This window comes from Streptomyces sp. NPDC052012 (assembly GCF_040689265.1).
Taxonomy (GTDB): Bacteria; Actinomycetota; Actinomycetes; order Streptomycetales; family Streptomycetaceae; genus Streptomyces.
This window is the reverse complement of sequence record NZ_JBFAXA010000012.1, coordinates 106,720-130,795: the sequence shown is the minus strand read 5'-3', so window position 1 is coordinate 130,795 and position 24,076 is coordinate 106,720. Positions and strand designations below refer to the sequence as shown.

At 73.0% G+C, this 24,076-nt stretch carries 23 protein-coding genes and 1 tRNA gene; 13 read left to right on the top strand and 11 right to left on the bottom strand.

Annotation, left to right across the window (positions count from 1 at the left end; translation table 11 throughout):
• Positions 1 to 150 precede the first annotated feature (150 nt).
• The 3 genes from AB0412_RS20710 (at position 151) to AB0412_RS20700 (ending at position 1,356) form a co-directional block, all read left to right on the top strand.
• Positions 151 to 516 carry a hypothetical protein gene (locus AB0412_RS20710; protein ID WP_366404045.1) on the top strand — a complete coding sequence of 122 codons (366 nt, stop codon included), beginning with the start codon at positions 151 to 153 and terminating at the stop codon, positions 514 to 516.
• A gap of 176 nt (positions 517 to 692) precedes the next feature.
• Positions 693 to 1,292 (top strand): hypothetical protein, encoded by a 600-nt coding sequence (locus AB0412_RS20705; RefSeq protein ID WP_366404044.1) that lies wholly within the window; start codon positions 693 to 695, stop codon positions 1,290 to 1,292.
• Positions 1,283 to 1,356 (top strand) — tRNA-Lys (locus AB0412_RS20700). The genes AB0412_RS20705 and AB0412_RS20700 overlap by 10 nt, the downstream gene beginning before the upstream one ends.
• 95 nt (positions 1,357 to 1,451) lie before the next feature.
• Here AB0412_RS20700 and AB0412_RS20695 read toward each other — a convergent pair.
• Entirely contained in the window at positions 1,452 to 2,669 is a 1,218-nt protein-coding gene (locus AB0412_RS20695) for a M6 family metalloprotease domain-containing protein (RefSeq protein WP_366404043.1), read from the bottom strand.
• A 458-nt stretch (positions 2,670 to 3,127) separates the two neighbouring features.
• Between AB0412_RS20695 and AB0412_RS20690 the strand changes: the two genes are divergently transcribed.
• The gene (locus AB0412_RS20690) at positions 3,128 to 5,071 is read left to right on the top strand and encodes an EAL domain-containing protein (RefSeq protein WP_366404042.1); all 1,944 of its coding nucleotides are present in this window, start codon (positions 3,128 to 3,130) and stop codon (positions 5,069 to 5,071) included.
• On the opposite strand, the gene AB0412_RS20685 is transcribed toward AB0412_RS20690, so the two are convergent.
• Positions 5,047 to 6,141: an LLM class flavin-dependent oxidoreductase gene (locus AB0412_RS20685; RefSeq protein WP_366404041.1), complete on the bottom strand. Its 1,095-nt coding sequence runs from the start codon at positions 6,139 to 6,141 to the stop codon at positions 5,047 to 5,049. The two genes, AB0412_RS20690 and AB0412_RS20685, sit on opposite strands and share 25 nt — an antisense overlap.
• A gap of 307 nt (positions 6,142 to 6,448) precedes the next feature.
• Here AB0412_RS20685 and AB0412_RS20680 point away from each other — a divergent pair, with 307 nt between their 5' ends.
• Together AB0412_RS20680 and AB0412_RS20675 are read left to right on the top strand one after the other, a co-directional pair.
• Complete coding sequence (locus AB0412_RS20680) at positions 6,449 to 6,808, top strand: RNHCP domain-containing protein (protein ID WP_366404110.1); 360 nt, start codon at positions 6,449 to 6,451, stop codon at positions 6,806 to 6,808.
• A complete protein-coding gene (locus AB0412_RS20675; protein WP_366404040.1) occupies positions 6,808 to 7,206 on the top strand; it encodes an RNHCP domain-containing protein in 399 nt (132 codons plus the stop codon). Before AB0412_RS20680 ends, AB0412_RS20675 begins: the two co-directional genes overlap by 1 nt.
• 18 nt (positions 7,207 to 7,224) lie before the next feature.
• On the opposite strand, the gene AB0412_RS20670 is transcribed toward AB0412_RS20675, so the two are convergent.
• Positions 7,225 to 7,422, bottom strand: coding sequence for a DUF397 domain-containing protein (locus AB0412_RS20670; RefSeq protein WP_366404039.1), 198 nt, complete (start codon positions 7,420 to 7,422; stop codon positions 7,225 to 7,227).
• Positions 7,423 to 7,426: 4 nt separating this feature from the next.
• The gene (locus AB0412_RS20665; RefSeq protein WP_366404038.1) at positions 7,427 to 8,278 is read right to left on the bottom strand and encodes a helix-turn-helix transcriptional regulator; all 852 of its coding nucleotides are present in this window, start codon (positions 8,276 to 8,278) and stop codon (positions 7,427 to 7,429) included.
• 223 nt (positions 8,279 to 8,501) lie between these two features.
• On the opposite strand from AB0412_RS20665, the gene AB0412_RS20660 reads away from it, so the two are divergent.
• Positions 8,502 to 8,936 carry an ATP-binding protein gene (locus AB0412_RS20660; protein WP_366404037.1) on the top strand — a complete coding sequence of 145 codons (435 nt, stop codon included), beginning with the start codon at positions 8,502 to 8,504 and terminating at the stop codon, positions 8,934 to 8,936.
• Here AB0412_RS20660 and AB0412_RS20655 read toward each other — a convergent pair whose 3' ends face one another.
• Positions 8,937 to 9,638 carry a hypothetical protein gene (locus tag AB0412_RS20655; protein WP_366404036.1) on the bottom strand — a complete coding sequence of 234 codons (702 nt, stop codon included), beginning with the start codon at positions 9,636 to 9,638 and terminating at the stop codon, positions 8,937 to 8,939.
• A 162-nt stretch (positions 9,639 to 9,800) separates the two neighbouring features.
• Here AB0412_RS20655 and AB0412_RS20650 point away from each other — a divergent pair, with 162 nt between their 5' ends.
• A complete protein-coding gene (locus AB0412_RS20650) occupies positions 9,801 to 12,110 on the top strand; it encodes an AAA family ATPase (protein WP_366404035.1) in 2,310 nt (769 codons plus the stop codon).
• Between the two features lie 15 nt (positions 12,111 to 12,125).
• Here AB0412_RS20650 and AB0412_RS20645 read toward each other — a convergent pair whose 3' ends face one another.
• From AB0412_RS20645 to AB0412_RS20630, 4 genes are read right to left on the bottom strand one after another with little or no spacing between them, the layout of a single operon-like run.
• A complete protein-coding gene (locus tag AB0412_RS20645) occupies positions 12,126 to 13,481 on the bottom strand; it encodes an AAA domain-containing protein (RefSeq protein ID WP_366404034.1) in 1,356 nt (451 codons plus the stop codon).
• On the bottom strand, positions 13,478 to 15,073 hold the full coding sequence (locus AB0412_RS20640) for a hypothetical protein (protein ID WP_366404033.1): 1,596 nt from the start codon (positions 15,071 to 15,073) through the stop codon (positions 13,478 to 13,480). Before AB0412_RS20640 ends, AB0412_RS20645 begins: the two co-directional genes overlap by 4 nt.
• Entirely contained in the window at positions 15,064 to 16,206 is a 1,143-nt protein-coding gene (locus tag AB0412_RS20635; protein WP_366404109.1) for a hypothetical protein, read from the bottom strand. Before AB0412_RS20635 ends, AB0412_RS20640 begins: the two co-directional genes overlap by 10 nt.
• A complete protein-coding gene (locus AB0412_RS20630; RefSeq protein WP_366404032.1) occupies positions 16,157 to 17,185 on the bottom strand; it encodes a phosphatase PAP2 family protein in 1,029 nt (342 codons plus the stop codon). The genes AB0412_RS20635 and AB0412_RS20630 overlap by 50 nt, the downstream gene beginning before the upstream one ends.
• Before the next feature lie 195 nt (positions 17,186 to 17,380).
• On the opposite strand from AB0412_RS20630, the gene AB0412_RS20625 reads away from it, so the two are divergent.
• Positions 17,381 to 17,977, top strand: coding sequence for a histidine phosphatase family protein (locus AB0412_RS20625; protein WP_366404031.1), 597 nt, complete (start codon positions 17,381 to 17,383; stop codon positions 17,975 to 17,977).
• Positions 17,978 to 17,996: 19 nt separating this feature from the next.
• Here the strand turns inward: AB0412_RS20625 and AB0412_RS20620 are convergent, their stop codons facing one another.
• Positions 17,997 to 19,463, bottom strand: coding sequence for a hypothetical protein (locus AB0412_RS20620; RefSeq protein ID WP_366404030.1), 1,467 nt, complete (start codon positions 19,461 to 19,463; stop codon positions 17,997 to 17,999).
• A gap of 273 nt (positions 19,464 to 19,736) precedes the next feature.
• Here AB0412_RS20620 and AB0412_RS20615 point away from each other — a divergent pair, with 273 nt between their 5' ends.
• Together AB0412_RS20615 and AB0412_RS20610 are read left to right on the top strand one after the other, a co-directional pair.
• Entirely contained in the window at positions 19,737 to 20,087 is a 351-nt protein-coding gene (locus tag AB0412_RS20615) for a hypothetical protein (protein ID WP_366404029.1), read from the top strand.
• A 207-nt stretch (positions 20,088 to 20,294) separates the two neighbouring features.
• Entirely contained in the window at positions 20,295 to 21,164 is an 870-nt protein-coding gene (locus AB0412_RS20610; RefSeq protein ID WP_366404028.1) for a fused MFS/spermidine synthase, read from the top strand.
• 5 nt (positions 21,165 to 21,169) lie between these two features.
• Here the strand turns inward: AB0412_RS20610 and AB0412_RS20605 are convergent, their stop codons facing one another.
• A complete protein-coding gene (locus tag AB0412_RS20605; protein ID WP_366404027.1) occupies positions 21,170 to 21,742 on the bottom strand; it encodes a hypothetical protein in 573 nt (190 codons plus the stop codon).
• A gap of 143 nt (positions 21,743 to 21,885) precedes the next feature.
• Between AB0412_RS20605 and AB0412_RS20600 the strand changes: the two genes are divergently transcribed.
• Both AB0412_RS20600 and AB0412_RS20595 read left to right on the top strand, forming a co-directional pair.
• Positions 21,886 to 22,605, top strand: coding sequence for a response regulator transcription factor (locus tag AB0412_RS20600; RefSeq protein WP_366404026.1), 720 nt, complete (start codon positions 21,886 to 21,888; stop codon positions 22,603 to 22,605).
• Complete coding sequence (locus AB0412_RS20595) at positions 22,602 to 24,026, top strand: HAMP domain-containing sensor histidine kinase (RefSeq protein WP_366404025.1); 1,425 nt, start codon at positions 22,602 to 22,604, stop codon at positions 24,024 to 24,026. Before AB0412_RS20600 ends, AB0412_RS20595 begins: the two co-directional genes overlap by 4 nt.
• The last annotated feature ends 50 nt before the right edge of the window (positions 24,027 to 24,076 follow it).

The following is a 24,076-nucleotide window of genomic DNA, read 5'->3' as shown; positions in this document are numbered from 1 at the left end:
CGCCACGATATGCAAGTAGCGACTTGCCTATCAAGAGGGGGCAGCGGGAAGCGGCGCGGCGGGGTCCGAGGCCCTCTTGCGCAGGCGCGGGACAATGGACGGTGGCCCACTTCCCAGGGGGTCGATCGCGACGTACGAGAAGGAGAAGACATGGCGGAGCACACGCCGCGTCGGGACCAGCCGCGGCTACGCCCCGCGCCCCTGCTCTTCGAGCCCGCGGAGGCGGCCTCCGACCCGGAGCACTTCTTCGACCTGGAGTCGATCGACGATCCGCGCGCCCTGCTGGAGCGGGCGACGGAGCTGACGCTCGCGTTCCGTGCCGCGGCGGACCGGGCGACGGAGTTCCAGGCGATGGCGGCGGCCCAGCTGGCCGACCCGCGCCGCTTCGACCGGCTGACCACCGCGGACATCGCCGAACGCGCCGAGTGGACCGAGGACTACGCGAAGCGGATGGTCGAGTTCGGCCGGGATCTGCTGCGCGGCGGCGACGGCAACGGCTTCGCCGACCCCGTGTAGTCGGCCCGTGCGGCCGCTGGTCGCCCGTGCGGCCGGCACCGCCCGGCCGCCGAGCCTGTGGCTCGAACAGGCGTGGCATATGCCAGGCGGGCACGATACTCCCCGACGCCTCCCGCTGTCCCCGATTCCCGCAACCGCCTGAAACCGTGCGCTCACGAGCGGTAGATGTAGTCGCCATGAGCAGCACACGGAATGCCTCCGACGTCAGCGGTGTCACCCCGGACGGCGCCGCCTGGCTGGCCTCCGCAGGAACGTATCCGCGCAGCACGCTCTCGTACTGGCGGGAGCGGCCGGACGCGCCGGTCGTGCTGCCCTGCGGAGTCGCCTTCGACGTGGTCAGCACCCCCGCCGTCTTCGGGCGCCGCATGCTGGACCGGATGTGGGACGAGGGGCCGGGCTCGGGCCCGGTCGCGGAGTTCCGCGGCCGCATGGTGCTGTTCGCGGCGGTCGGTACCGCCCAGCGGCTCCCGGCGCTGCTGGAGTGGGAGGAGTGGGGCGCGCACGGCAGGCCCCACGGCCGTACGGGTGACGTGCCCCCGCTGCTGTGCCACGGAACCGGCGACGCGGTGACCGTCCCGGCCCCCGTCGGCGCCGTTCCCCCGGACCGCGCCGGCTCGCGCTGGCTGGTGGCGCCGGACACACGTCATCCCTGGTTACCGGGCCCGGAGGTGCTGCTGTGGGCGGCCGTGCGGGCGGCGCGGGCGGCGGTGCGGATATCGATTTTTCCTCCCCCGGACCAGGGTGCTAATGTCTACGACGTCAGCAGGCGCCGCTAGCTCAGTTGGTTAGAGCAGCTGACTCTTAATCAGCGGGTCCGGGGTTCGAGTCCCTGGCGGCGCACGACACGGAGAGGGCCTCCTGCGAGAGCAGGGGGCCTTTCTCGTGCCCGGACGGATCACGAGGCCGAGCGATCACGAGCCGAGCGGCCGGGCGGATCACCCCGTCGTGATCTTCACCGTCCAGGCCCCCGAGGCCGTGCGCCCCTCCACCTCCACCCGCACGTTCTCGCCCGGCACGGTGAAGCTCTCGCCGAGGGCGACCGGGGCGTCCGCCAGGGGCGGGTAGACCGAGTCCTCCCAGCAGGCCTCCGTCTCCGGGTGGGCGTCGACGACCTCGACGGGGCCGCCGCCGGACTGGGTGCCGCTGGTCACCCGGTAGACGAGCACCCCCTGCCGGCAGGCCGCCGAGTCGTTGCCGACCGGGCCGCGCGCCTCGAAGGCGAGCACGCTGTCGGGCCCCGTGCGCACCACCGCGAGCTTGGTGCCCCGCCCGAGCCCGAAGGACGGCGCCCCGGCGGCCCCCGTCACCGGCACCCCGGGACCCGCGCCCAGCGGCTCCAGCGTCAGCCGCACCGGACCGGCGTCCTGCACGCACCGCACCTGCCGGCGCTCCAGCCAGCCCAGCTTCCACTTGTGCCAGCCGAACAGATCCGGTGCGAGGGCGAACTGGCTGCCCATCAGGTCCCAGTCGCCGACATGGGTGTCCCAGTCGCCCTTGCCGTCCACGGGCCGGTTGTAGAGATCGGGCAGATCGAAGACATGGCCGGTCTCGTGGGCGAGGACCAGCCGGTCCGGGGGGTGGTTCTCGAACACGGTCACGAACCGGCGGATGTCCCGGCCGTCCGCCCGCAGCGGGGTGTCCAGGTTGACCACCTTGGTCGCGTCGGAGTCCACGCCGGGCGCGTCCGGGTCGGCGACGAAGTACACGATGTCGTACCGCGAGAAGTCCACGTGCCGGTCGGTCACGGCGAGCGCGTCCCGCAGATAGGCCGCGCGATGGGAGATGGTCCAGTCGCGCTGTATGGCGTACGCGGTGGACGGGCGCGGCATCCGGATCCACTGCCGCAGGGCGTGCGGACGCAGGGTGAACTTGCCGTAGGAGGCCCGCCGGAAGAAGTCGCTGGTGGCCGGGAAGTGGTCGGCGGCGAGCTCGCCGGGCGTGGTCAGGGGGTGGGAGTCCGGGAACGACAGGAACACCAGGACCGCGTCCAGCCGGTCGGTGGGGCGGGGGTAGGCGGCGTTCCAGGTGTCCAGGCCCTCCGAGTGGTGCGCGTCGGTCCGGGTCAGGGCACAGGGGGCGGCGGAGAAGGGCTCGTCGACTGAGGGGGCGGTGACGAGCGAGGTCGCCGCGAGCGCGGACATGGTGGTGCACATCGCGGCCGTGGTGCGCAGCCGGGGGCGTGCGCTCGGGGGGAGCCGTACGGCCGGCCGGTGCCGTCCACCCAGTCGGCCCAATCCTCTGAGAGCCTCGCGACCGAGTCCTCTCAGGGGGAGCTGACGCGGCACGGGGACCTCCGGGGGACGGTTCACGGGACACCGCACCCAGATTGGGAGGATTTGTCGTACTACGCCCTGTTTGGCTGCGCCGGTCGGGTGAGGAGTGCGCCCGTCCGTGCGCGTCCGACACCCCCGAACCACTCACGGAACGTCACAACTGGTCGGAGGCCTGAAGAACGCGCCCACCTGCGAGCAGAAACGATCTGGCAGAGATGCGGGACCGTCCTGGAGACTGGACAGTGGCTGGAAGGCCCCTGGGCCAGCCTCTATGATCGGCACACTTTCCTGAGACTTTCCTGCACGGACAGCGATCGAGTGCACTGCGGGAGCGAGCGGTGAGCGGAACGTCCGAAGGGCCGGCGCCCGCAACAGATCTCGACCGGCCGGTCGTCACAGAGAGTGAGATCGTCACGTCTCCCGGTACCGAATCCCCGTCGCCGCCGTCACCCGTGTCGGCCCCGGCCGAGCTGCCACCCGCGTCGGCCTCGTCCGGTCCGTCGCCCGTGGCGGCCCCCGTGTCCGCGCCGCCCTACCGCTCGGTGTTCACGGCCGCCCCGCTCGCCATGGCCGTCGTCGACCGCGAGGGCATGGTGGTCAGCGCCAACGGCACGCTCGCCACCCTGCTGGGCAGCGACCCGGAGACGCTCGCCGGTGCCGTCGCCGCCGACCTGGTGGACCTGTCCTCCGACGCCCGGACCTGGCACGCCTACCGCGAGGTGCTGCGCGGCCGGCAGGCGAAGCTGCGCTGCGCCCGCCGGCTCAAGCATCCCGAGGGGCACTCGCTGTGGGTGCAGGTGACGGTCACCCCGCTGCCCGACGACGCGGACGGAGCCGTCCTGCTCTCGGTCGCCGACATCAGCGCCCGCCGTGAACTCCAGGCCCGGCTGCGGCACTTGCAGATGCACGACCCGGTGACCCGGCTGCCCAACCGCACCCTGTTCTTCGAACGGCTGACCGCCGCGCTGGAGGCGGAGTCGTACGAGCAGAGCGGCACCGGCCGGATCGGGCTGTGCTATCTGGACCTGGACGGCTTCAAGGCCGTCAACGACACCCTGGGCCACCGCGTCGGCGACCGGCTGCTGGCCGCCGTCGCCGAACGCCTGACGCGCTGTGCCGAGGAGGCCGGCCGGGCCAGGGCGACCAGGGCCGGTACGCCGCTGGTGGCGCGGCTCGGCGGGGACGAGTTCGCGCTGCTGGTGGAGGACTCCACGGGCACCGAGCAACTCGCCGATCTCGCCGAGTCGTTGCTCGCGGCGATCCAGGAGCCGTACGACCTGTCCGGCCAGCGGCTGTCGGTGTCGGCGTCGATCGGCGTGGTCGAACGCCACGCGGCGGGCACCACCCCCACCGCGCTGATGCAGGCCGCCGACACCACGCTGTACTGGGCGAAGGCCGACGGCAAGGCCCGCTGGACGCTGTTCGACCCCGAGCGCAACGCCCACCGCATGACCCGCCAGGCCCTCGCCTCCACGCTCCGGCCGGCCATCGACCGGGGCGAGTTCGCGCTGGAGTACCAGCCGCTGGTCGGCATGGAGGACGACCGGGTGCACGGTGTGGAGGCGCTGATCCGCTGGAACCACCCGCAGTTCGGCACATTGACGCCGAATCGGTTCATCGGACTGGCGGAGGAGGACGGCTCGATCGTCCCGCTGGGCCGCTGGGTGCTGCGCACCGCCTGCCGGCAGGCCCGCCGCTGGCAGGTGGAACACCCCGACGAGCCGCCCATCTTCGTCAGCGTGAACGTGGCGGTGCGCCAGGTCTGGGACTCGGACCTGGTGGCCGACGTCGCCGAGACCCTGGCGGAGACGGGTCTCGCGCCGCACCTGCTCCAGCTGGAGCTGACCGAGTCGGCGGTGATGGGCTCGGCGGGCCGCCCGCTCCAGGCACTGAAGGCGCTCAGCGACATGGGCGTCCGCATCGCCATCGACGATTTCGGCACCGGCTACTCGAACCTGGCCTACCTCAGCCGCCTGCCGGTCTCGGTCCTGAAGCTGGACGGCTCCTTCGTGCGCGGCTTCCAGTACGAGGAGCGCGCCGCCACGCCGCCGAACCCGGCGGACGAGGTCATCGTCGAGGCGATGGTCCAACTCGCCCACCGGCTGGGCCTGACGGTCACCGCGGAGTGCGTGGAGACCTCGGCCCAGGCCACCCGGCTGCGCCGGATCGGCTGCGACACCGGTCAGGGCTGGCTGTACTCGCGTCCCGTGCCGCCGGATCGTATCTCCGAGCTGCTGGGCAGCCCGGAGGCGGGAGTTCAGGCGGGCGTCGGCAACCCGTAGGCGTTGGCGATGAGTTCGTACGACCGCAGGCGGGCGTCACCGCTGTGGGCGTTGGCGGTCAGCATCAACTCGTCGGCGCCGGTGCGCTTGTGCAGATCGTCGAGGCCGGTGCGCACCTCGTCCGGGGTGCCGTGGACGACGTTCGCGTTCCAGGAGTCGACGAACTCCCGCTCCACCGGGGAGAACGGATACGCCTCGGCCTCCTCGGGAGTGGGCACGAGCCCGGGCCGCCCGGTGCGCAGCCGCACCATGTTGAGCGCGGCGGCCAGCACCTGCCGGCGGGCCTCCTTCTCGTCGTCGGCGGCGAGCGCGGAGACGCCGATGAGGGCGTAGGGCCGGTCGAGGACGGCACTGGGCCGGAACGACTCGCGGTAGAGATCGAGGGCCGGGATCGTGTTGCGCGCGGAGAAGTGGTGCGCGAAGGCGAAGGGCAGCCCGAGGGTCCCGGCCAGCCGGGCGCTGAACCCGGAGGACCCGAGCAGCCACACCGGCGGCCGGTGCGGCGACTGCACACCGCCGGGGGAGGTCGCCTGGACCGGCCCGGGCACGGCGTGGATGCGCCGGTAGGGATGCCCGTCGGGGAAGTCGTCGTCGAGGAAGCGGATGAGTTCGGCGAGCTGCTGCGGAAAGTCGTCGGCGCCCTCGTTCAGCCGGTCGGTGCGGCGCAGGGCGGCAGCGGTCGCCCCGTCCGTCCCCGGGGCCCGCCCGAGCCCGAGATCGACCCTGCCCGGCGCCATGGCCTCCAGCGTGCCGAACTGCTCGGCGATGACGAGCGGGGCGTGGTTGGGCAGCATGACGCCGCCCGAGCCGAGCCGGATGCGGTCGGTGTGGGCGGCGAGGTGGGCGAGGATCACGGCGGGGGAGGAGGAGGCCACGCCGGGCATGGAGTGGTGCTCGGCGACCCAGTACCGGTGGTACCCGCGCGACTCGGCGAGCCGGGCGAGGGCGACGCTGGTCCGCAGGGCGTCGGTGGCGGTGCGGCCGGCGCCGACCGTGACCAGGTCGAGAACGGAGAGGGGCACGGGGGCGGTGCCGTGCGCGGTGCCCCTGATCTCGTCGTCTGCGGCCACGGTGGGGTGCCTCCTGTCGTGCGTGTGCGGGCGGTGCTGCGCTGTGGCGTAACAGGAGACGGTCTCCGCTTATTCCGTGCCGGGCGCCGCGAGCCGGAAATTCGCTGGCGTGCCCCGGGCCGGCGTGCCTACGCTGGCGGCGCCCATCAGCTGCCGACCGGGCCCCTGTGCCCTGGAAAGAGTGGTTTATGACCCGGCCCGCGCCGAGCGCGCCTCGCCGTACCGTCTGACCGACCGAACGCGGTTCTCCGCCGAGGCCCTCGGCCTGCTCTTGCTGTCCTGGCACATCTCTCAGCAAGGAGCACCGGTGTCCAAGCCGGCCGACACACTCAAGATCGATTCCTTCACCTGCGCGTGGTGCGGCCTGACCGTGTCCGCCTACGCCGCCGACGGCACCCGCCGCAACCACTGCCCGTCGTGCCTGCACTCCCGCCATGTCATCGACCATGTCGAGGGCGGCCCGAGTCAGTGCCACGGACGGATGTCCCCGATCGCCATCGCCGTGCTGCGCACCGGCGACTGGATGGTCGTGCACCGCTGTGTGCGCTGCGACGAGCTGACCTCGAACCCGGTCTGCACGGACGACAACCAGCTCATCCTGATGCGCATGGCCGTCCGCCCGCTGGCCCAACCGCCCTTCCCGCTCGAAGCGTTCGGCACGTTGTGATGGGCGCGAGGAGAAGGGAGCAGCAGGGCACGGCCCGCCGCCCACGTCGTCGGCGGCACGACGCCGGTGACTTCCGCTGCGCGGGCTGCCGCCTGACGGTGCCCGCACGGGCACCGGGCACCGCACACCGCAATCACTGCCCGAACTGCCTGGTCAGCCTCCACGTGGACCGCCGCGTCCCGGGCGACCGGGCCGCGGACTGCGGTGGCCGCATGGAGCCCCTGGGCATGGCGGTACGCCCGGACGGCGAGTGGCTGCTCATCCACGAGTGCCTGACCTGCGGTGAACTCAGCACCAACCGCATCGCGGGCGACGACAACGCACGCGCCCTGGTGCGTCTGGCGCTGAAGCCGCTCCAGGACACCACGTTCGCCGGCCGCGCGATGCTCGCCCTGTAAGGGCAGCCCGGGACCCGGTTACTCCGGGTCCCGGGCTTTGAGGCCGTCGAGGAAGGCGGCGAATGCGGATGCCGGGAAGGTGAGGACGGCTCGGGTGGGGGTCTTGGAGTCGCGGACGGCTATGTGGTGGGGGTGGCGGTAAGCAACCTCCACGCATGCGTCGCCCTGTCCGCCGCCGGAGAAGGATGACTTCTGCCAGGTGTCGGGGATCAGCATGTCCCTACAGCTCCTTCGCCAGTCTGTGGATGAAGTCACGCGAACGATCGGGATCGAGTGACACCGCCACCACCTTACGGAAGAGCGTTCGATAGCGGTCCAGTTGTGCTTCGGCATCGATGAACACCGGCCCGTTGGGCCCGTCGCGGACCACCGTGTCCAGTTGGGGGACGGCGCCGCCCGCGTACACCATGGCGCTCCCGGCTCCTCCGAAGCCGTCCAGGTCGAAGGGGATGACACGCACGGTGACGTGATCGGCCTCGGAGAGCTCCAGCACGCGGGCGAGTTGCGCCCGCGCCGCAGCTCGGTCGCCGACCCTGATGCGCAGTGCGCCTTCATGAATGACCGCTTCGTACGGGATCGGATCAGCTCTCTCGATGATTACCCTGCGGCGCATCCGGTGTTCGACCCAGCGTTCCACCTCTCCCGCCGGGAACTCGGGGTTCACGTAGGAGTACAGGGCACGGGCGTAGTCCTCGGTCTGCAGCAGCCCGGGGATGTGCAGGAAGTCCACGTCCCAGCGGTAGTGAGCGTGATGCTCCAGCTCGGACAGGTCCAGGAACGGAGTGGGCAGCACTCCCCAGTACTCCTCCCACCAGCCGCGCGTCCGGTCGGTTGCCATGCCCACGAGCGCGGTGACCAACTCCTCGTTGTGGCAGGAGTAGTGAGCCGCCAGGCGCCGGACACGCTCCTCACTCACCCCCGAGATCCCCGACTCGATCTGACTCATCTGCACCGAATCGGCCCCGAGCAGCACAGCAGCCTCACGCGCCTTGAGCCCTGCCGCCTCACGCAGTTTCCGCAGCTCAATCCCCAGACGCGCTTGTCGTGCGGTGGGCTGCCGACGACGTGCCATGAATCTCCTCCTCGCCCCCAACGTCCAGGAGGTGACGACTCGTTCGGGGCAAGATTACGGCAACGGCTTGCACCGCCCTAAATTTAGGTCCTACCGTCAGTGACGCAACGCGCACACTCCGAAGCGCCGGGCACCGGAAGCGCACCGCTCCGTCCTGCCATGACGGACGCGGCAATGACACCGACGCCCGACCTCAACTCCCCTCACCGAACGAGGAGTCCGCATGCCCGAAAACGAACCGTGGGAGTACTCCCTGCGGGTCCCCAACGACCCTCGGGCGGTCACCGTATGCCGCCGCACCCTCCGCCTCATCCTGACGATGCACGGCCTGATCCGCCTCGTCGACGTGGCGGAGCTGCTCGCGACGGAGCTGGTCAGCAACGCCGTACGGCACACCAAGGGGCCCGCCGCGCTGCGCGTGCGCTGGACGGGGACGGGCGTCCTGCGGATCGGCGCGTGGGACGCGGACCCCTCGCCGCCGGAGCCGCCGGAGCCCTTCGAGCGGTCGGTGGACCAGGAGGACGGACGGGGACTCGCACTGATCCGGGCGTGCGCCGACGTGTGGGGCTGGCAGCCGCTGGCCAGGGAGGGCAACCGGGGCAAGTACGTCTGGTGCGAACTGGGAAGCGTGCCGGGACCGGTGAGACGTACGGCGTGATCAGGGCCGCCGCGGTGTGCGCCAGTACTGCCGCTGCTTCTCGTCGCGTACGAGGACGCCGAGCCTCCTCAGCTCCCCGCGCAGTTCCCGGGCGTCCTCGGAGTCGCCCTGCTTGCGCGCCTTCGCGCGGGCCTTCAGCAGCGCGTCCGCCCCCTCGGGCAGACCGGGGGTCCCAGGAACCCAGCGGCGCCATTCGTCCCGGTGCGGGTCCTCGTCCTCCCAGCGATACCCGTGTGCGGCGAAGGCCTCGGCGAGGCGCGGCCAGGGAAGGCCACAGTCCTCCCGTGCGATCTCCATGCCGTCCGGGGCGAGCAGGACGAGCTGCTTGCCGTCCCGGAACGCCGAGGCGATGTCGTCGTGCCCGAGGTCCTGGGACGTCTCCCGGGTCGTGAGGACGACACGGTCGTCCGCGATCCTCACCGACAGCGACTCGTGCACCGCGATGAGACCGACCAGCAGACCCAGCAGCGCGCCCACGGTGACGGCACCGAGGGTGAGACCCGGCTCCGGGATGGAGGTCAGCAGCTTCGCCGGTCCCTTGAGCGGTGCCCACTTCAGTGTCACGAGCCATTTCGCGAGCAGCGTGGCCGACCCGCCGATCCCCGCCCCGCACACGACACAGAACACCGTGATGAGCCAGGCCGACTCCGCGAGCACCGTGGCCTCGTCCGCCTGCGAGGCCGGCCTCTTGTCCAGGTCCACGTTCCGTCCCCCGTAGTTCCGAGTCCCGCGTCCCGAGTGTGGCCCGGGCGCCGTGCCCTGTCGTCGGCCGATGGTCTACGGGGACTGCGACTTTGGTCTCGCCGGTGCCGCTCGATCACTACTCTGGCCCGGGGACGCAGGGGTGAGCAGCGGTGGGGGACCATGACGTGGCGCGAGCCGGAACCGGATGCGCTGGAGTGGCCCTGGGACGATCGGGGCGACGTCACGATCTACCAAGGTGTCGTCCGAGGGTGTCTCTGGGACCCGCAGTTCACGCAGTACTACGGGGCACAGCCGGGCCTGTCCCCCGACGACCTGTGGGGCGCCGCGCACGAGCCCGCCTTCGTCGAGGCCGCTGCCACCGGGACCAGGGCCGCTCACGAGCTCTACCGGCAGGCCGCCGCCCGGCTCGAGCACAGCCGGGCACGCCGTGCCCAGGCGGGCGTGACGTGGCTGTTCGACGGATGGCTGAGAGCGGCCACGGTGTGGGCGGTCCTCTGCGCGCTGTGGTGGACCGTGGGCGGGTGGCGGCCGGGGCTGCTGCCCTCGGAGGGGAGCGCGGCCCTCGTGGCGGGCCTCTTCCTCACGGTGGCCGTGTGCCTCGCTCGGACCGAGTCGCGCGGCAGGGTGGTGGCGGGGTTCGGGTTGCTGTGGTTCGGGCGTGCCGTTCGTCGGCAGCGGCGGGAGCTGGCCGATCTACGCACGCTGTGGCGGCGGGCCCTCGAGACGAAGGCGGTCTTTCCCGGGCTGCACGAGGCGGCCCGGCATCTGATGGGCCCGGAGTGGGCCCATTTCCGGTCCGGTGAGTCCTTCGACGGACTGCGGGATCTGCACAATCCGCACTACGTGGTCCGCGGCACCGCGGAAGCACAGCTGAAGCTGCGGATGAACCAGATCGAGGGCGGCACGATCGCCGTCTGCGGACCCCGCGGCGCAGGCAAGACCACCCTGCTGAGAATGTGCTCGACCGAGCAGCAGGACGGCCCCCGGGACCTCGCCGTCTTCGTCAGCGCACCCGCGGAGTACAGCCCGCACGAGTTCCTGCTCACCCTCTTCCACGAGGTGTGCACCCAGTATCTGGAGTGGTCGGGCGCGGGGGAGCCGGATCTCGATGTGTTCCGCCCGCGTCGCCGCCGCCGGCTGGTGCTGGCCGTGTCGGCCGGTCTCCACGCGCTGAGCCGGGCGCTGCGCCTCGCGCTCGCTCTGGCGGCTCTGCTCGCCGGGCTGTTCCCGGTGGTCAGATGGCTCCAGGAGGAGTTCTTCTCCTCCGAAAACCTGGCTCTCGCCCGCGGCGGCGGAACGCACGTATGGGAGTTCGTCGTGGGCGTCTGGGAGGACCATCCCTGGGCCGCGGGGTTCTTCCTGGTGCTGCTGGGCGTCCGTCTGCTGCCGCCTCTTCGGCAGCGGCGCAGGACGGAGCCGTCCCTCGACGACATCTGCGTACGTCACCTCGCCCGCCTGCGCACGACGCAGAACACCACGTCCGGGCTCACCCTCGCACTGCCGCAGTTCCTGGGCATCGGCTCCGGTGCGACCAGCACCAGGTCCGTCTCCTCCGTTCCGTTCACTTTCCCGGAGCTGGTCGCGGAATACCGTGAGCTGCTGGCGGGCATCGCCGACGCGGCCGCCCGGGAGGGGGTCCGTGTGGTCATCGCCATCGACGAACTCGACCGGCTCGGTGACACGGAGACGGCCCGTAAGTTCCTCGGGCAGATCAAGGCCGTCTTCGGCCTCCGGAACGTCTACTACCTGGTCTCGGTGGCGGAGGACGTGGGCGCGGCCTTCGCCCGGCGCAGCCTGCCGCACCGGGACGCCACCGACAGCTCCATCGACGACACCTTCTACGTCCCGCCGCGCACGGCGGGAGAGTCGGAGCAGATACTCGCCCGCCGGGCCTCCGGGCTCGGACCGCCCTTCGTGCTGCTGGCGCATGTCCTGTCCGGCGGCCTGCCGCGTGACCTCATCCGCTACACGCGCCGCCTCGTGGAGTCACACGGCGACCCTGGCCCACGGGAACTGCGGCAGCTGACCCGGCGGGTGATCCAGGAGGAACTCGCCAACACCCTGGAGGGCTTCCGTACGCTGCTCGCCCTGCGTGACACCGGCCCGGAGGGCGGTCCGCTCATGCACCGCCTCCACGGCCTCGTCCGCGCGCTGCACGCGGCGCCTCACCTGGACGAGGCGGAGCTCGAGTCCGGGCTCAGGGAGCTGGTGGACGACTCCGACGTGGACCCCCTGCGCCACGAGGTCGTCGTCTGCACCTACTTCGCACTGACGCTCCTCCAGGTGTTCGGCAGGCCCGACTTCGCGGAACGGCGCAGAAAGGGCCGGAGCAAGGGACCCGACGGCGAACTGGAGCGGCTCGCCGAGGCCCGTCAGGAGCTCGCCGTCTCCACGTACAGCGCGCGACTGCTCCTCGACGGGTTCCGTCGAGCCTGGGACCTGCCTCTGCTCGTGCCACCGACGCCCTGACCGTCACGGCCGTGTTCACGGCCTCCACGCCACCCGGTGCTCCGCCAGATGCGCCAGTACCGCGTGGTTCGCCTCCCAGCCGTCCGGGAACTTCACCAGCGTGCCCAGCTGCACCGGTTCCGTGGACGGATAGTCGTCCAGGAGGTCGCTCACGCCCTCCCGGCAGACGACGATGCAGGCGTGGCGGTGGCGGGAGGCCAGCACGCACAGGCGGCCCGTCTCCAGGTGGAACGCCGTGGCGTCCGGGCGGCCCGACAGGGGGTGCAGGACGACCGTGACGTCGTACTCGCGGCCCTGGAGGCGGTTGGCCGTGTCGACGGTGACGTCCGTGACGCCGAGGTCCGCGAGGGCCGCCCGTACGGCGGCGGCCTGGTCGCGGTGGGCGGTGCCCACGGCGATGCGGTCCGCCTTCAACGGGGTGGGGTCCGGGGAGCGTTCCGACGTCGCCTCGCCCTCGCGGTCCAGCAGGCGGCGGACGACCGAGGCCACTGCCCCGACCGCCTCCGGGTCCGTGCGCGGAGTGTGCGCGGCGGGGAGTTGCAGCAGGCCCCAGCCGGTGGCGGCGGCCTCGTCGATCACCCGGTCCGGGGCCGAACCGTCGGACGGGACGGCGAAGGCGAGGCGGCGGTCGCCGTGATCCGTGCCGCTGCGGAACGGCGTGTACGGGTAGAAGGCGTCGGAGACCAGCGGGGCCGCCGAGGCCGGCAGGCGCCAGGAGACCGGCAGCCGGTGCTGGGGGAGGTCCGGGTTGTGCGCCAGCAGCGTCGTCACGGCCGAGGCGGACGGGTCGTACGACAGGCCCGCCCACTGCTCGCTCCCGACGATCGCGAACGGGTCCAACTGGCCCGGGTCGCCCACGAACAGGGCCCGCTCGAACAGGCCCGCCACCGCGAGGAGCGCGTCCGAGCGCATCTGGTACGCCTCGTCGACGATCGCGTGCCGCCAGGGCTCGACCCCCTTGACGTGCGCCCACTTGGCGGCGGTCGACAGCACCACGTCCAGGCCCGCCAGGTCCGCGGCCTTCGCCGACGTGCGGACGTTCGGCAGATCGTCCAGCGCCTTGTCGTACGGGTCCGTGTCGCTGCTGTGCAGACGGCCCACCGGCAGATCCGGGTTCTTCTCCGCCAGGCGCAGCACCAGGTCGTCGACCTGTGCGTTCGTCTGCGCCACCACCATCAGCGGGCGGCCCGCCCCGGCCAGCTCCAGCGCCGCGCGGACCACCAGCGTGGACTTGCCGGCGCCGGGCGGGGAGTCGACGACGACACCGCGCGCCGTGCCGTGCAGCGTGTCGTGCAGGATCGCCTCGGTGGCGCGGGTCGCCGCCGCGCCCGGGTCCAGCACCGACTCCGGGGACACTGCCTCCGTCGTCACAGGACGTCCTCCTCCGTCACCGGGTCGGCGGGCTCCGCCACCGGCTCCTCACCGGGCGGGCCGCCGTGGGTCCAGGGCGTCTCCTCCGGGTCGGGGAGCTTCGCGCCGCCGCGCGGTTCGTGCTCGAAGAGCGTGAAGCAGATCCGGTCGCCCTTCTCCGGGACCGACCCCTGCTCGGGCTCCCGGCCGCGGCCCATCTTGTCCACGATGCGCAGCACGAGGACGCCGCCGTCCTCCTCGCGGGCGACGAACTCGGCCGTCTGCGGCTTGCCGTTCAGCGACCGGTACACCCTGGCCCGCTCGCCCAGGTGCGGGCGGTCGTCCGTGCGGACGGTGATCAGGGGGCGGGGGCTCGGGCGCTTGCTGTCGGTGTAGGTCATGACCACATCGGTGACCTCGCCCGCGAACGCCTCTCCGGACAGCCTCCGGCCCGCCATCACCAGCGGGTCGTCGAGCGCCTCCTGTGCCTCCAGGCGGGCCTGCTCACGCTCCCGCGTGGCGAGCTTGTTGGCCGCGGTCACCGCGTCGTCGCGGCGCGGCTGGGGCGGCTCACCGGCCAGCACCCGGTCGCGGTGGCCGGTGAACGACCAGCGGTCGCGCGTCCACCGCTCCTCGACATGCGCCCCTTCGGGCAGCTCCCGCAGCAGGTCCAGCCCCCGCCACACCGCCTTCCAGGTGGGCAGCGTGCGGCTCTCCACCAGATCGCGGATGCGCCGCTCGGCCGCCGTGAGGGCGCCGAGGCGGGCGTCGGCCTGCACGCCGTCCTCCGCCGCGGCGAGCGCGGTGCGGGCACGGTCGTAGGCCTCGATCGCCGGGGCGAGCAGCTTGTTGTCGAACGCCGGGTCGGTGGCCGGGCCCGCGGGCGGGTGCAGCAGCTGGCCGTCGGCGCCCCGCGCGAGCTCCGCCTCGCGGGCCGCGTCCGCGCCGGTGCGTCCCTCGGGCGGGGCGATCCAGGCGAGCAACGCCCCCAGATGCTGGTCCTCCAGGCTGGACTGCCCGGTCGCCCAGTGCCGGGACAGCACGTCGGTCATCGCCAGCAGCAGCGACGAGCCGGGCACCCGGGCCCGCTCCCCGAAGTGCGTCAGCCACCGCCCGAGCAGCGGCACGCGCGGCGGCGCCGGGAAAGGGGCCTCCGGGTCCTGCTCCGCCGTGCGCCGGAACCGCATCGAGCGGCCGAGGAGCCGTACGAGATCGATGCCGGCCCGGCTCGGCACGATCAGCTGCGGCGCGTCCGCGCACAGCTCCACCTCGACCTTGACCCGCTTGCCGGTCTCCGGGTCGGTCTCGGTGCGCTCGGCGGCCTCCACCGAGTCGCCGTAGGAGTCCACGTACGGCAGGACCACGTCGGCCAGTTCGGCGAGGAACGCGAAGCGCAGGTCGCGGTCGCGGGGCTGCGGTACGACGAGCAGCCGCGGCGCGTCCCGGTCGGTGCCGACCAGCGCACCGAGCGGGGCGCCCGCCTCACCGGCGGTGATCAGCGGCACGAGGACCAGCGGGCGGTCGGACAGATGCCGGTGCCGGACGGTGGCGGCCGGCTGTGCGCGGCCGGTGCTCACCGCCTCGAGACGGGCGAGGGTGGCGATCAGTGACACGGGGCCACCTCCGGGACCGGGTGCGCCGCGAGGGCCTCCGCGCGCAGGGCCGCCGCGCGCCGCAGCGCGGCGACCGCCGGGTCGTCCGGGTCACCGGCCTCACCGCGCGCCGCCGCCAGTACGTCCTCGACCGTCGTCAGACCGCCCAGCTCCGCGCGCACCGGGCGGCCCAGACAGGTCACCGCGCCGGCCGCGCGGGAGCGGTCCCGGCAGTGGAAGGCCAGCTCGCAGGCCGACAGGCACTCCGGCGCGTACGTCGCCGGGACCGCCTCCACGGCTGCCGTCAGCTGCTCCGCGGGCAGCTCGGGCGAGAAGCAGACGCCCTCGGGGAGCGCGTCGGCGATGTCCTGGATGCGGGTGAGCCGGGTCAGCTGCCGGGCCGTCACCGCGCGCTGCTTGCGGACGTCCACGGCGGAGGCGGTGGGCAGGTTGGAGAAGTCCTTGGGGCAGACCAGCAGGACGCGGTGGCGCACGCGGGCGGGAGTCTCGAGTTTCGCGGCGACCTCCTCCAGCGCCAGCACGTACACGGCTGCCTGCCGGGCCGCCGCGCCGACCTTCGCCGGGTCCGCGGAGCCGTCCAGCATCGGGAAGGACTTGATCTCCACGACCGTCCAGCTGCCGTCCGGGTGCACCACCACCGCGTCGGGCTCCAGGAAGGCGGGGGAGCCCGCGACGTCGAGCGCGAGCATCGGGTGGTCGAGCAGCGTCCAGGCGCCCGCCGCCTCGGTGGCCTCGCGCAGGGCCAGCTCGGTGCGCGCGGTGCGGCCCTCGGGGCCCTGCGCGGTCAGATCCGGTACGCGCGCCTCGGCGGGCGGCTCGGCCGAGCGGTCCAGCTTCTCGTGCGCCAGGCGCAGCAGCTCCGTGCCGCCGTCGGCCTTGACCTTCGCCTCGAAGGCGTTGCCCCGCACGAAGGCGAACTGCGACTGGCCGAAGACCGAGGGGGAGCCCAGCGCGCTCGCCAGCGCCGCCTTGTCCACCCCGGCGCCGTCGAGGAGCGCGCGGCGCCTGCAGCCCGGGTTGGCGGCGAGGGCGGCCAGGGCGCGGGCGTCCAGCGCCTTCGCCGGTACCTCCGGACCGCGCAGCTCAGCGAGCCGGTGCCGCAGCGCCTTCCCCCGCGTCCGAGGGGGAGGCACCTGGCCGCTCGGCTCCTGGTTCGAACCGTGACGCTCGCTGCCGTGGAATTCGCTCACCCGCGGAAGTCTGGCATCCGGCACTGACAATCGAGGAACCCGTGCCGGAAGTGTCCGCCGCGACCGAGGCACCGGCCGATGCGGCGGCGGACGCGGTGGCCGGTTCGGCGGCCGACGCGGTGCCCGGTGCTGCGGCGGGCCCGGAGCCCGAGCGCAGGCGGAGCTTGACCCGGTCCGCGGTCCGCATGACGAACGGCGCGAGCAGCAGCCCGGCGCCCATCACGGCGGCCCCGGCGACCGCGTCGAGGAAGTAGTGGTTCGCGGTGCCCATCACCACGATCGTCGTCACCAGCGGATAGACCACGGCGGCGATCCTCGACATACGGGTGGTCCCGTACTTCCACAGGATCACACCGCACCACAGGGCCCAGCCCACATGCAGGCTCGGCATCGCCGCGTACTGGTTGGTCATCCCGCCCAGACCCCGCGGGGCGCTCGCCTCGCCGCCCCACCAGCCCCACGTGCTGTACTGCGCCATCGTGTCCACGAAGCCGTGACTGGCGTCGAGCAGCCGGGGCGGGCAGGTGGGCAGCAGGGTGAAGCCGATCAGGCCGATGAACGTGGACGTCATCAGCCAGGTGCGCGCGGCCCGGTAGCGCACCGCGCGGGAGCGGAACAGCCAGACGAGGAGCGCGGGCGTCACCAGATAGTGCAGCGACGCGTACCAGAAGTCGGCCGGTATGCCGATCCAGGCCTCTCGGGTGAAGAGACGGTTCAGCGGGTGCTCCGCGTTGAGGTACAGCGCCTTCTCGATGCGCAGGATCGCCAGACCGTGGTCCACGGCGTCCGCCTCACCGCCGCGCACGACCAGCCGGCCCGCCGAGTAGCAGGCGTACACCAGGACGATCAGCGGCAGCTCGGTCCACCAGCGCAGCCGGGGCGCCGGGGCGCCCTCGGTGCCCGGTTTCTCGGTGTGCGGCATCCGATCGCCCTCCCCCTTGTTCCCTCGTGCGACGCGGCCCGTCGGCGGTCAGCCACTTTACGGTGTGCGTGCGCGCCCCCCGTGAGGCGCCCTCGGCCCTGATAGACGCAGAGATCGCCCGCCGGGTTGCCCGGGAACAGGGTGCGCGATGATGGGGGAATCCCGCCTGCGATTTTCGTCCCGGAAGGTCCCCTCATGGCACCGCGCATCCTGCTGGCCCGGCACGGACAGACCGCGTGGTCACTGTCCGGCAAGCACACCGGCAGGACCGACGTACCGCTCCTGGAGGAGGGACGGCGCGGCGCCAAGCTGCTCGGCGAGCGCCTCAACCGGGCGCCCCACGACGGGCTGCCCGGTGTCGAGGTGCGCACCAGCCCGCTCGCACGCGCGCGTGAGACCTGCGAACTCGCCGGCTTCATGGACCGCGCCCGGACCTGGGACACGCTCATGGAGTGGGACTACGGCGCGTACGAGGGCATGACCCCGGCCGAGATACAGGCGGCCCGCCCCGGCTGGCTGATCTGGCGCGACGGCGTCCCCGGCGGCGAGACCCTGGCCGAGGTGACCGCCCGCGCGGACGAGGTGGTGGCCTGGGCGCGCTCCGCCGACCGGGACGTGCTGGTCTTCGCCCACGGGCACATCCTCCGCTCGATCGGCGCACGCTGGCTGGGCCTGCCCCTCGACTTCGCGGCCCGTATCCGCCTCAACCCGACGTCGCTGTCGGTGCTGGGCTGGGCCTACGGCGAACCGGCCATCGAGAGCTGGAACGACCTGGGGCACCTGGCGGGCTGACTCCGCGAAGGGATCCGGGTCACACTCCGCGCGGCAGCGAGGCGTGGCGGTCCAGGAAGGCCGAGACGCCCGAAGCGCGGCGGTGCGGCAGGAGGACCCGGGTGGTGCCCGCCAGCATCGTCTGGATACGGGACGACTGCACCTCGGTCAGCAGGTCCAGGACGCGCATCCCCGCGACCGCCGCCTCGTCGGGGCGTCCGCCGCGGGCCAGGTCGTCGGCCAGCTCGGCCGTGTACAGGGCGATGTTGCGGGTGAAGTGCGGGTCCTGGAGCTCCGCCGCACGGCGGGCGTGCCGGGCGGCGCGCGGCCAGTCGCCGAGCGTCGACCAGCACTGCGCCTCGAGACCCTCCAGCTCGGCCTCCCCGTAGAAGCTCATCCACTCCGGGTCGGCCTCCGAGGGGCCGCGTTCGAAGTACGCCTGTGCGCGGGCCAGCGCCTGCTCGCAGCCCGCGCGGTCGGCGAGCCCCGCCCAGCCGCCGGCCTCCCGCAGCGCCAGCAGCGACATCAGCCGCGGAGAGCCGAGCGACCGCGCGACCCGCTGCGCCGCCTGCGCCGCCCGCACCGCCTCCCGGGGCCGGCCGGCGTCCCGCGCGAGGAACGCCGTGTTGCAGAAGGCGTGCGCCTCCAGACCCGCGTCGCCGGCCACCCGCGCGGTCGCCAGCGCCTCCGCGTAGTGCGAGCGCGCGTCGTCGAAGCGGCCCGAGTCGTGCGCCAGCCAGCCCACCGAGATGGCCAGTTCGCCCGCGCCCGAGTACAGCCGGTCCGCGGTGCGCTGCCGGGTCGTCCCCGCGTCCAGCAGGGCGTAGGCGGCGCGCAGCGGGGCCGCCGCACGCCGGTACAGTCCGTCGGCCCCGTGCCGGTCGTCGAGCAGCCGGATCCGGCGTACGGCTTCTTCCAGGGCGCCGGCGTCGCTCGCCCCGGCGCGGCGCACGGCGCGCTGTGCCGCCGAGGCGTCCGCGGCGAACCCGAGCGGGCCCAGTGAGGCGGCGGCCACCGTGGCCCCGCCGGTCATGAATGCGCGACGCAGCACGTCGCTCTCCTCGTTGTCGTGCGTGTCGTACGGGTCCGACGTGTCATACGGCTCGTACGCCTCGCTGGTCTCACTCGTCGCGTTCGCCGGGCCCACGGTGCGCGCCGGGGGCGTGACCCCGTACGCGGGGGGCGTGTCCCCCTCGTCCCGCGCCCGGCGTCCGCGTACCGACGAGCGGGGCGCGAAGCCCAGGTCGGTCAGCGTGCGGCCGGGGAACATGTGCAGGAAGACCCGTTCGTAGGCGTAGTTCGGACAGCGGATCTCGCCCGTCTCGACCCGGTGCACGTACCGCGCGTCACAGCTGACCCGCTCGCCGATCTCGCGGGCGGCCCGGCGGACCGCCGCGGCGAACTCGGCAGGGGAGCGCGTCCCGCGCAGCTGCCGGAAGACGAGGTTCGGCCGCGGTGGCCGGTGGGGCTGGGATGGCTGGGGCGAGGGCACCGTTGACGACGCCATGGCCGGGTCCTCTCTGCGAACCGTCGAACCATGCCGGAACCAGGGGGAGTCCAGGGCGGTTTGTCCGTGTGACGCCCTGTTTCCGGCGGGCAAGAACGTACCTGCTGTGACGGAGTCGCCACGCGGGGTTTGGCTACAAACCGGATATCTCATCCGTGATCTGCCATGAACTGCCATCCTTTGCGGCGGACTTCCGGCGTAGCCGTTGACGCTTCACGGGCGTTGAACCGTGTGCAGGGTTCCGTGCGCGGAGTTTGTGTCGTGGAGGCCGGGATGGTGACCAGTTCGGCGGGTGCGGTGGGTGCGGCGTGCGATGTCGTGACGGTGCCGGCTCGGCAGGGGCTCGAGGCGGTCGACATTCTGCGGCGGGGGGCCGGCGGGGACGCGGTGGGGCCCGTGCTGCACGACGACGGAGGGGACACGCTCGGATTTCTGGTCCCGCCGGGGACGGCCGCCGGGTGGGACGTGCCGGGGAGCGTCTGTACGGAGACGGAACCCGCGGCGGAGACGGGGGAGTGGCTGCTGCCGCCGGGCGATGCGGAGTTGGCGACGGATCCCGCGGTGCTGCGGGCGGCGTTGGGGGAGGCGCAGCGGATGATCGACGCGGCGGACAGCTGCCGCTGAGGCCGGCCTCGGCTCCGCCTTCGGCCGTCTCCTTCTCCCACCGGCACCACCCGTGCGGCTTTCGTGGTCGGGTGCGGGTGGCCCCTGCGGGGGCTGAGCACCGTCGGCGGCTGCGGCAGCGGCGCGCTGCCCGGCCTCTCTCGCCGCTGCGGTCCTCGGAGAAGTCACCCGCGCGCAGCCCCTCGGCCCGCTTGCGACAATGCACCCATGGGAAAGGCCAGGAAGAGCGGACGGCGGCAGGCCGAGGGTGACGCTGTCGCCGTGCAGGTCGACGGGGGACTCGCTCAGCTGCTTCCCGACCGGGAGCGTGCGCGGGCCTGGACCCTGTTGATCGACGGGGCGCCGCAGTCGTACGTGGACCTCGACGATCCGGCGTATCTCTCCTTCGAGTACCAGCGGCGGCTCGGGCATGTCGTCGATCTGTGCGCTCCGGCCGGAAAGCCCGTGCACGCCGTGCATCTGGGCGGTGGCGCGTTCACCCTGGCCCGGTACGTCGCCGCCACCCGGCCCCGCTCCACCCAGCAGGTCGTCGAGCGGGACGCGCGGCTCGTGGAACTGGTCCGGCGGGAGCTGCCGTTGGACCCCAGGGACCGGATCCGGGTGCGGTCGGCGGACGCCCGGGACGGGCTCGCCAAGGTGCCGGACGGGTGGGCCGGCATCGTCATCGCCGACGTCTTCAGCGGGGCGCGGACACCGGCCCATCTGACCTCGACCGAGTTCCTCGACGAGGTGCGCAGAGCGCTCGCACCCGGCGGGGTCTACGCCGCCAACCTCGCCGACGGGCCGCCGCTGCCCTATCTGCGGGGCCAGATCGCCACCGCCGCCGCCCGGTTCGCCGAACTCGCCCTGATCGCGGACCCGGCGGTGCTGCGCGGCAAGCGCTTCGGCAACGCGGTACTGGTCGCCTCCGACGCGCCCCTGCCGATCGCCGAGCTGACCCGTCGCGCCGCATCCGATCCGCACCCCGGGCGGCTCCAGCACGGCAGGGAGCTCAGGGACTTCACCGGCGGGGCCGTGCCGGTGACGGATCTCGCGGCGGTCGCCTCACCCGCGCCGCCGCCGTCCGTCTTCCGCTGAGCGGTTCAGTAGGTCCCGACCTCCACGCGCGGCGGGCCGTCGTGCCAGGTGCAGAAGACCGACACCCGGTCCGCGCCCGAGGAGAACTCCACCCGGATCCACGTCTCCGTCTTCCACACCTGCATCGACCAGCCCGCGCCCGGCGTCGCCGACACCAGCGACGCGGAGGTCTCGCCCAGGTCGAACACCGCCCGGCCGCCTTCGGTGTCGTAGCTCTTCACCTGGCCGGAGGTGGCGGGGGAGGGGGGCGGTCCGGACGGCGCGGGGGATGGGCGGTCCGGCTCGGGGGCGGCCGGGGTGGACGACGTCCCGCCGGGTGCCGCCGACGGCTTCCTCGCGTCCCCGGCGCCCTGCGCGTCCTTCGTGTCCTTTGCGTCTTTCGTGTCCGACGGGCGCCGCGTCGAGGAGGACACCGGCCTCGACTCCTGCGTCGTCGCGTCCGCCGCCGAGACGGACAGGGCACGGGGCGGGGTGTACGCCGTGGCGGCCATCACCGTGTGGACACCCCACCACGACAGCGTGACCGCCGCGCCCGTGGCGAGCAGCCAGGCCAGTACGTGTACGAGTCCTCTGCGCATCGTCGGCCCATACTGCCTCACCAGCCCCAGCAGTGTCGTGCCCTGTGGACAACCCGGGACGGCATCCGCAGACCGTCCGGAGCGATCCGGGAGTTGTCCACAGGCCCGCACCGGCGCCACGCGCATGGCGTACGGTGCGGCCCATGGCAAGTGTTCTCGTGGTCGAGGACGACCAGTTCGTACGCTCGGCGCTCATCCGGCATCTCACCGACGCCGCGCACACCGTGCGCAGTGTGGGGACGGCACTGGAGGCGCTGCGCGAGGTCGCCCATTTCCGCTTCGACGTGGTCGTCCTGGACCTCGGACTGCCTGATCTGGACGGCTCCGAGGCCCTGAAGATGCTGCGCGGGATCACGGACGTACCGGTGATCGTGGCCACCGCCCGGGACGACGAGACGGAGATCGTGCGGCTGCTGAACGCCGGCGCGGACGACTATCTGACCAAGCCCTTCTCCGTGGAGCATCTCTCGGCCCGGATGGCGGCCGTGCTGCGCCGGGCCCGGTCCGGCGGGGCGGAGAGCGCGCCGTCCCCCGTGCTGCGGGTCGGCGGGCTGACCGTCGACCCGTTGCGCCGCCAGGCCGAACTGGACGGTGTGCGCCTCGATCTGACCCGGCGCGAGTTCGATCTGCTCGCCTTCCTCGCCGGGCGGCCCGGTGTGGTCGTCCCGCGCAAGGAGCTGCTCGCCGAGGTGTGGCAGCAGTCCTACGGCGACGACCAGACCATCGACGTCCATCTGTCCTGGCTGCGCAGGAAGCTGGGGGAGACCGCGGCCCGGCCGCGTTATCTGCACACCCTGCGCGGCGTGGGCGTGAAGCTGGAGCCGCCCGCCGAGCAGGCGTCGGGGGCGGAGCCACCGCGATGAGGTGGGCACTGGTGAAGGTGTCGCTGGCGGTGACCGCGATGGTCGTGCTCGCCTTCGCGGTGCCGCTGGGCCTGGTCATCCGGGAGCTGGCCCGCGACCGGGCCTTCTCCAACGCCGAGCGGGAGGCCGCGGCGGTCGCTCCGGCACTGTCCATCACCACCGACCGCGATCAGCTCGAACGGGTCGTCGCCTCGGCCGGGACGGACGACGGGATGGCCGTGCACCTGCCGGCCGCGGACGGCGAGGAGGCCCTCGGCATCGGGCGGCGGCGGGCCGCCGCCGAGGACATCGCGGCCGTGCGCCGGCTGGGACGCGCCTCCACCGCCACGGTCTCCGGCGGCTCCACGCTGCTCCAGCCGGTCGCGCTGAGCACCGGCGAGATCGCGGTGGTCGAGGTGTACGTCCCCGAGTCCGAGGTCACCAACGGGGTCGGCACCGCCTGGGCGGTGCTCGCGGCGGTCGGGATCGCGCTGATCCTCGGCTCGGTGGCCGTCGCCGACCGGCTGGGCGTACGGATGGTGCGCCCCGCGCAGCGCCTGGTGGAGGGGGCGCACGAACTGGGCGAGGGGAAACTCGGGGCGCGGGTGCCCGAGGAGGGGCCGACCGAACTGCGCCTGGCGGCGGTGGCGTTCAACTCCATGGCCGACCAGGTCGTCCAACTGCTCGCCAACGAGCGGGAACTGGCCGCCGACCTGTCCCACCGGCTGCGGACCCCGCTGACGGTACTGCGGCTCAACGCCGCCTCGCTCGGCGAGGGGCCGGCCGCCGAGCAGACCCGGGCCGCGGTCGAACAGCTGGAGCGCGAGGTCGACACCATCATCCGCACCGCCCGGGACGCCAAACCGCAGACGGCCGCCGCCGGGCCCGGCGCCGGCTGCGACGCCGCCGAGGTGGTCCGCGAGCGGATGGCGTTCTGGTCGGCGCTCGCCGAGGACGAGGGCCGCAAGTGGCGGGTGGCCGGGGCGGACCGGCCGGTGCGCATACCCGTGGCCCGCGCCGATCTGGCCGCCGCGCTCGACGCCCTGCTCGGCAACGTCTTCCGGCACACCCCGGAGGGCACCGCCTTCGCGGTCGACCTGCACAACGGCGAGGACGCGGTGATCGTGCTCGTCTCCGACGCGGGCCCCGGCATACCCGACCCCGAGGCGGCGATGGCCCGCGGCCGGGGCTCGGGGAGCGACGGCTCGACCGGGCTCGGCCTGGACATCGTGCGCCGGCTCGCGGAGTCGACGGGCGGGGACGTGCGGATCGGCTCGTCGGTGCTCGGCGGGACCGAGGTGCGCATCTGGATCCAGCTGGACGGACGCGAGCGGACACCGGGGCGGCGCGGCCACCGGGGGGCCGTACGACGACGGCGGCCCGGGCGATCCCTCTCGCACCGACTGGTCTCGACCTTTAACCGCCCCCGATCCCTTCCTTAAGCGCACCCTAAGATCCTCAACCAGCAGCCGGATCAGGTCATTTGTCCGAA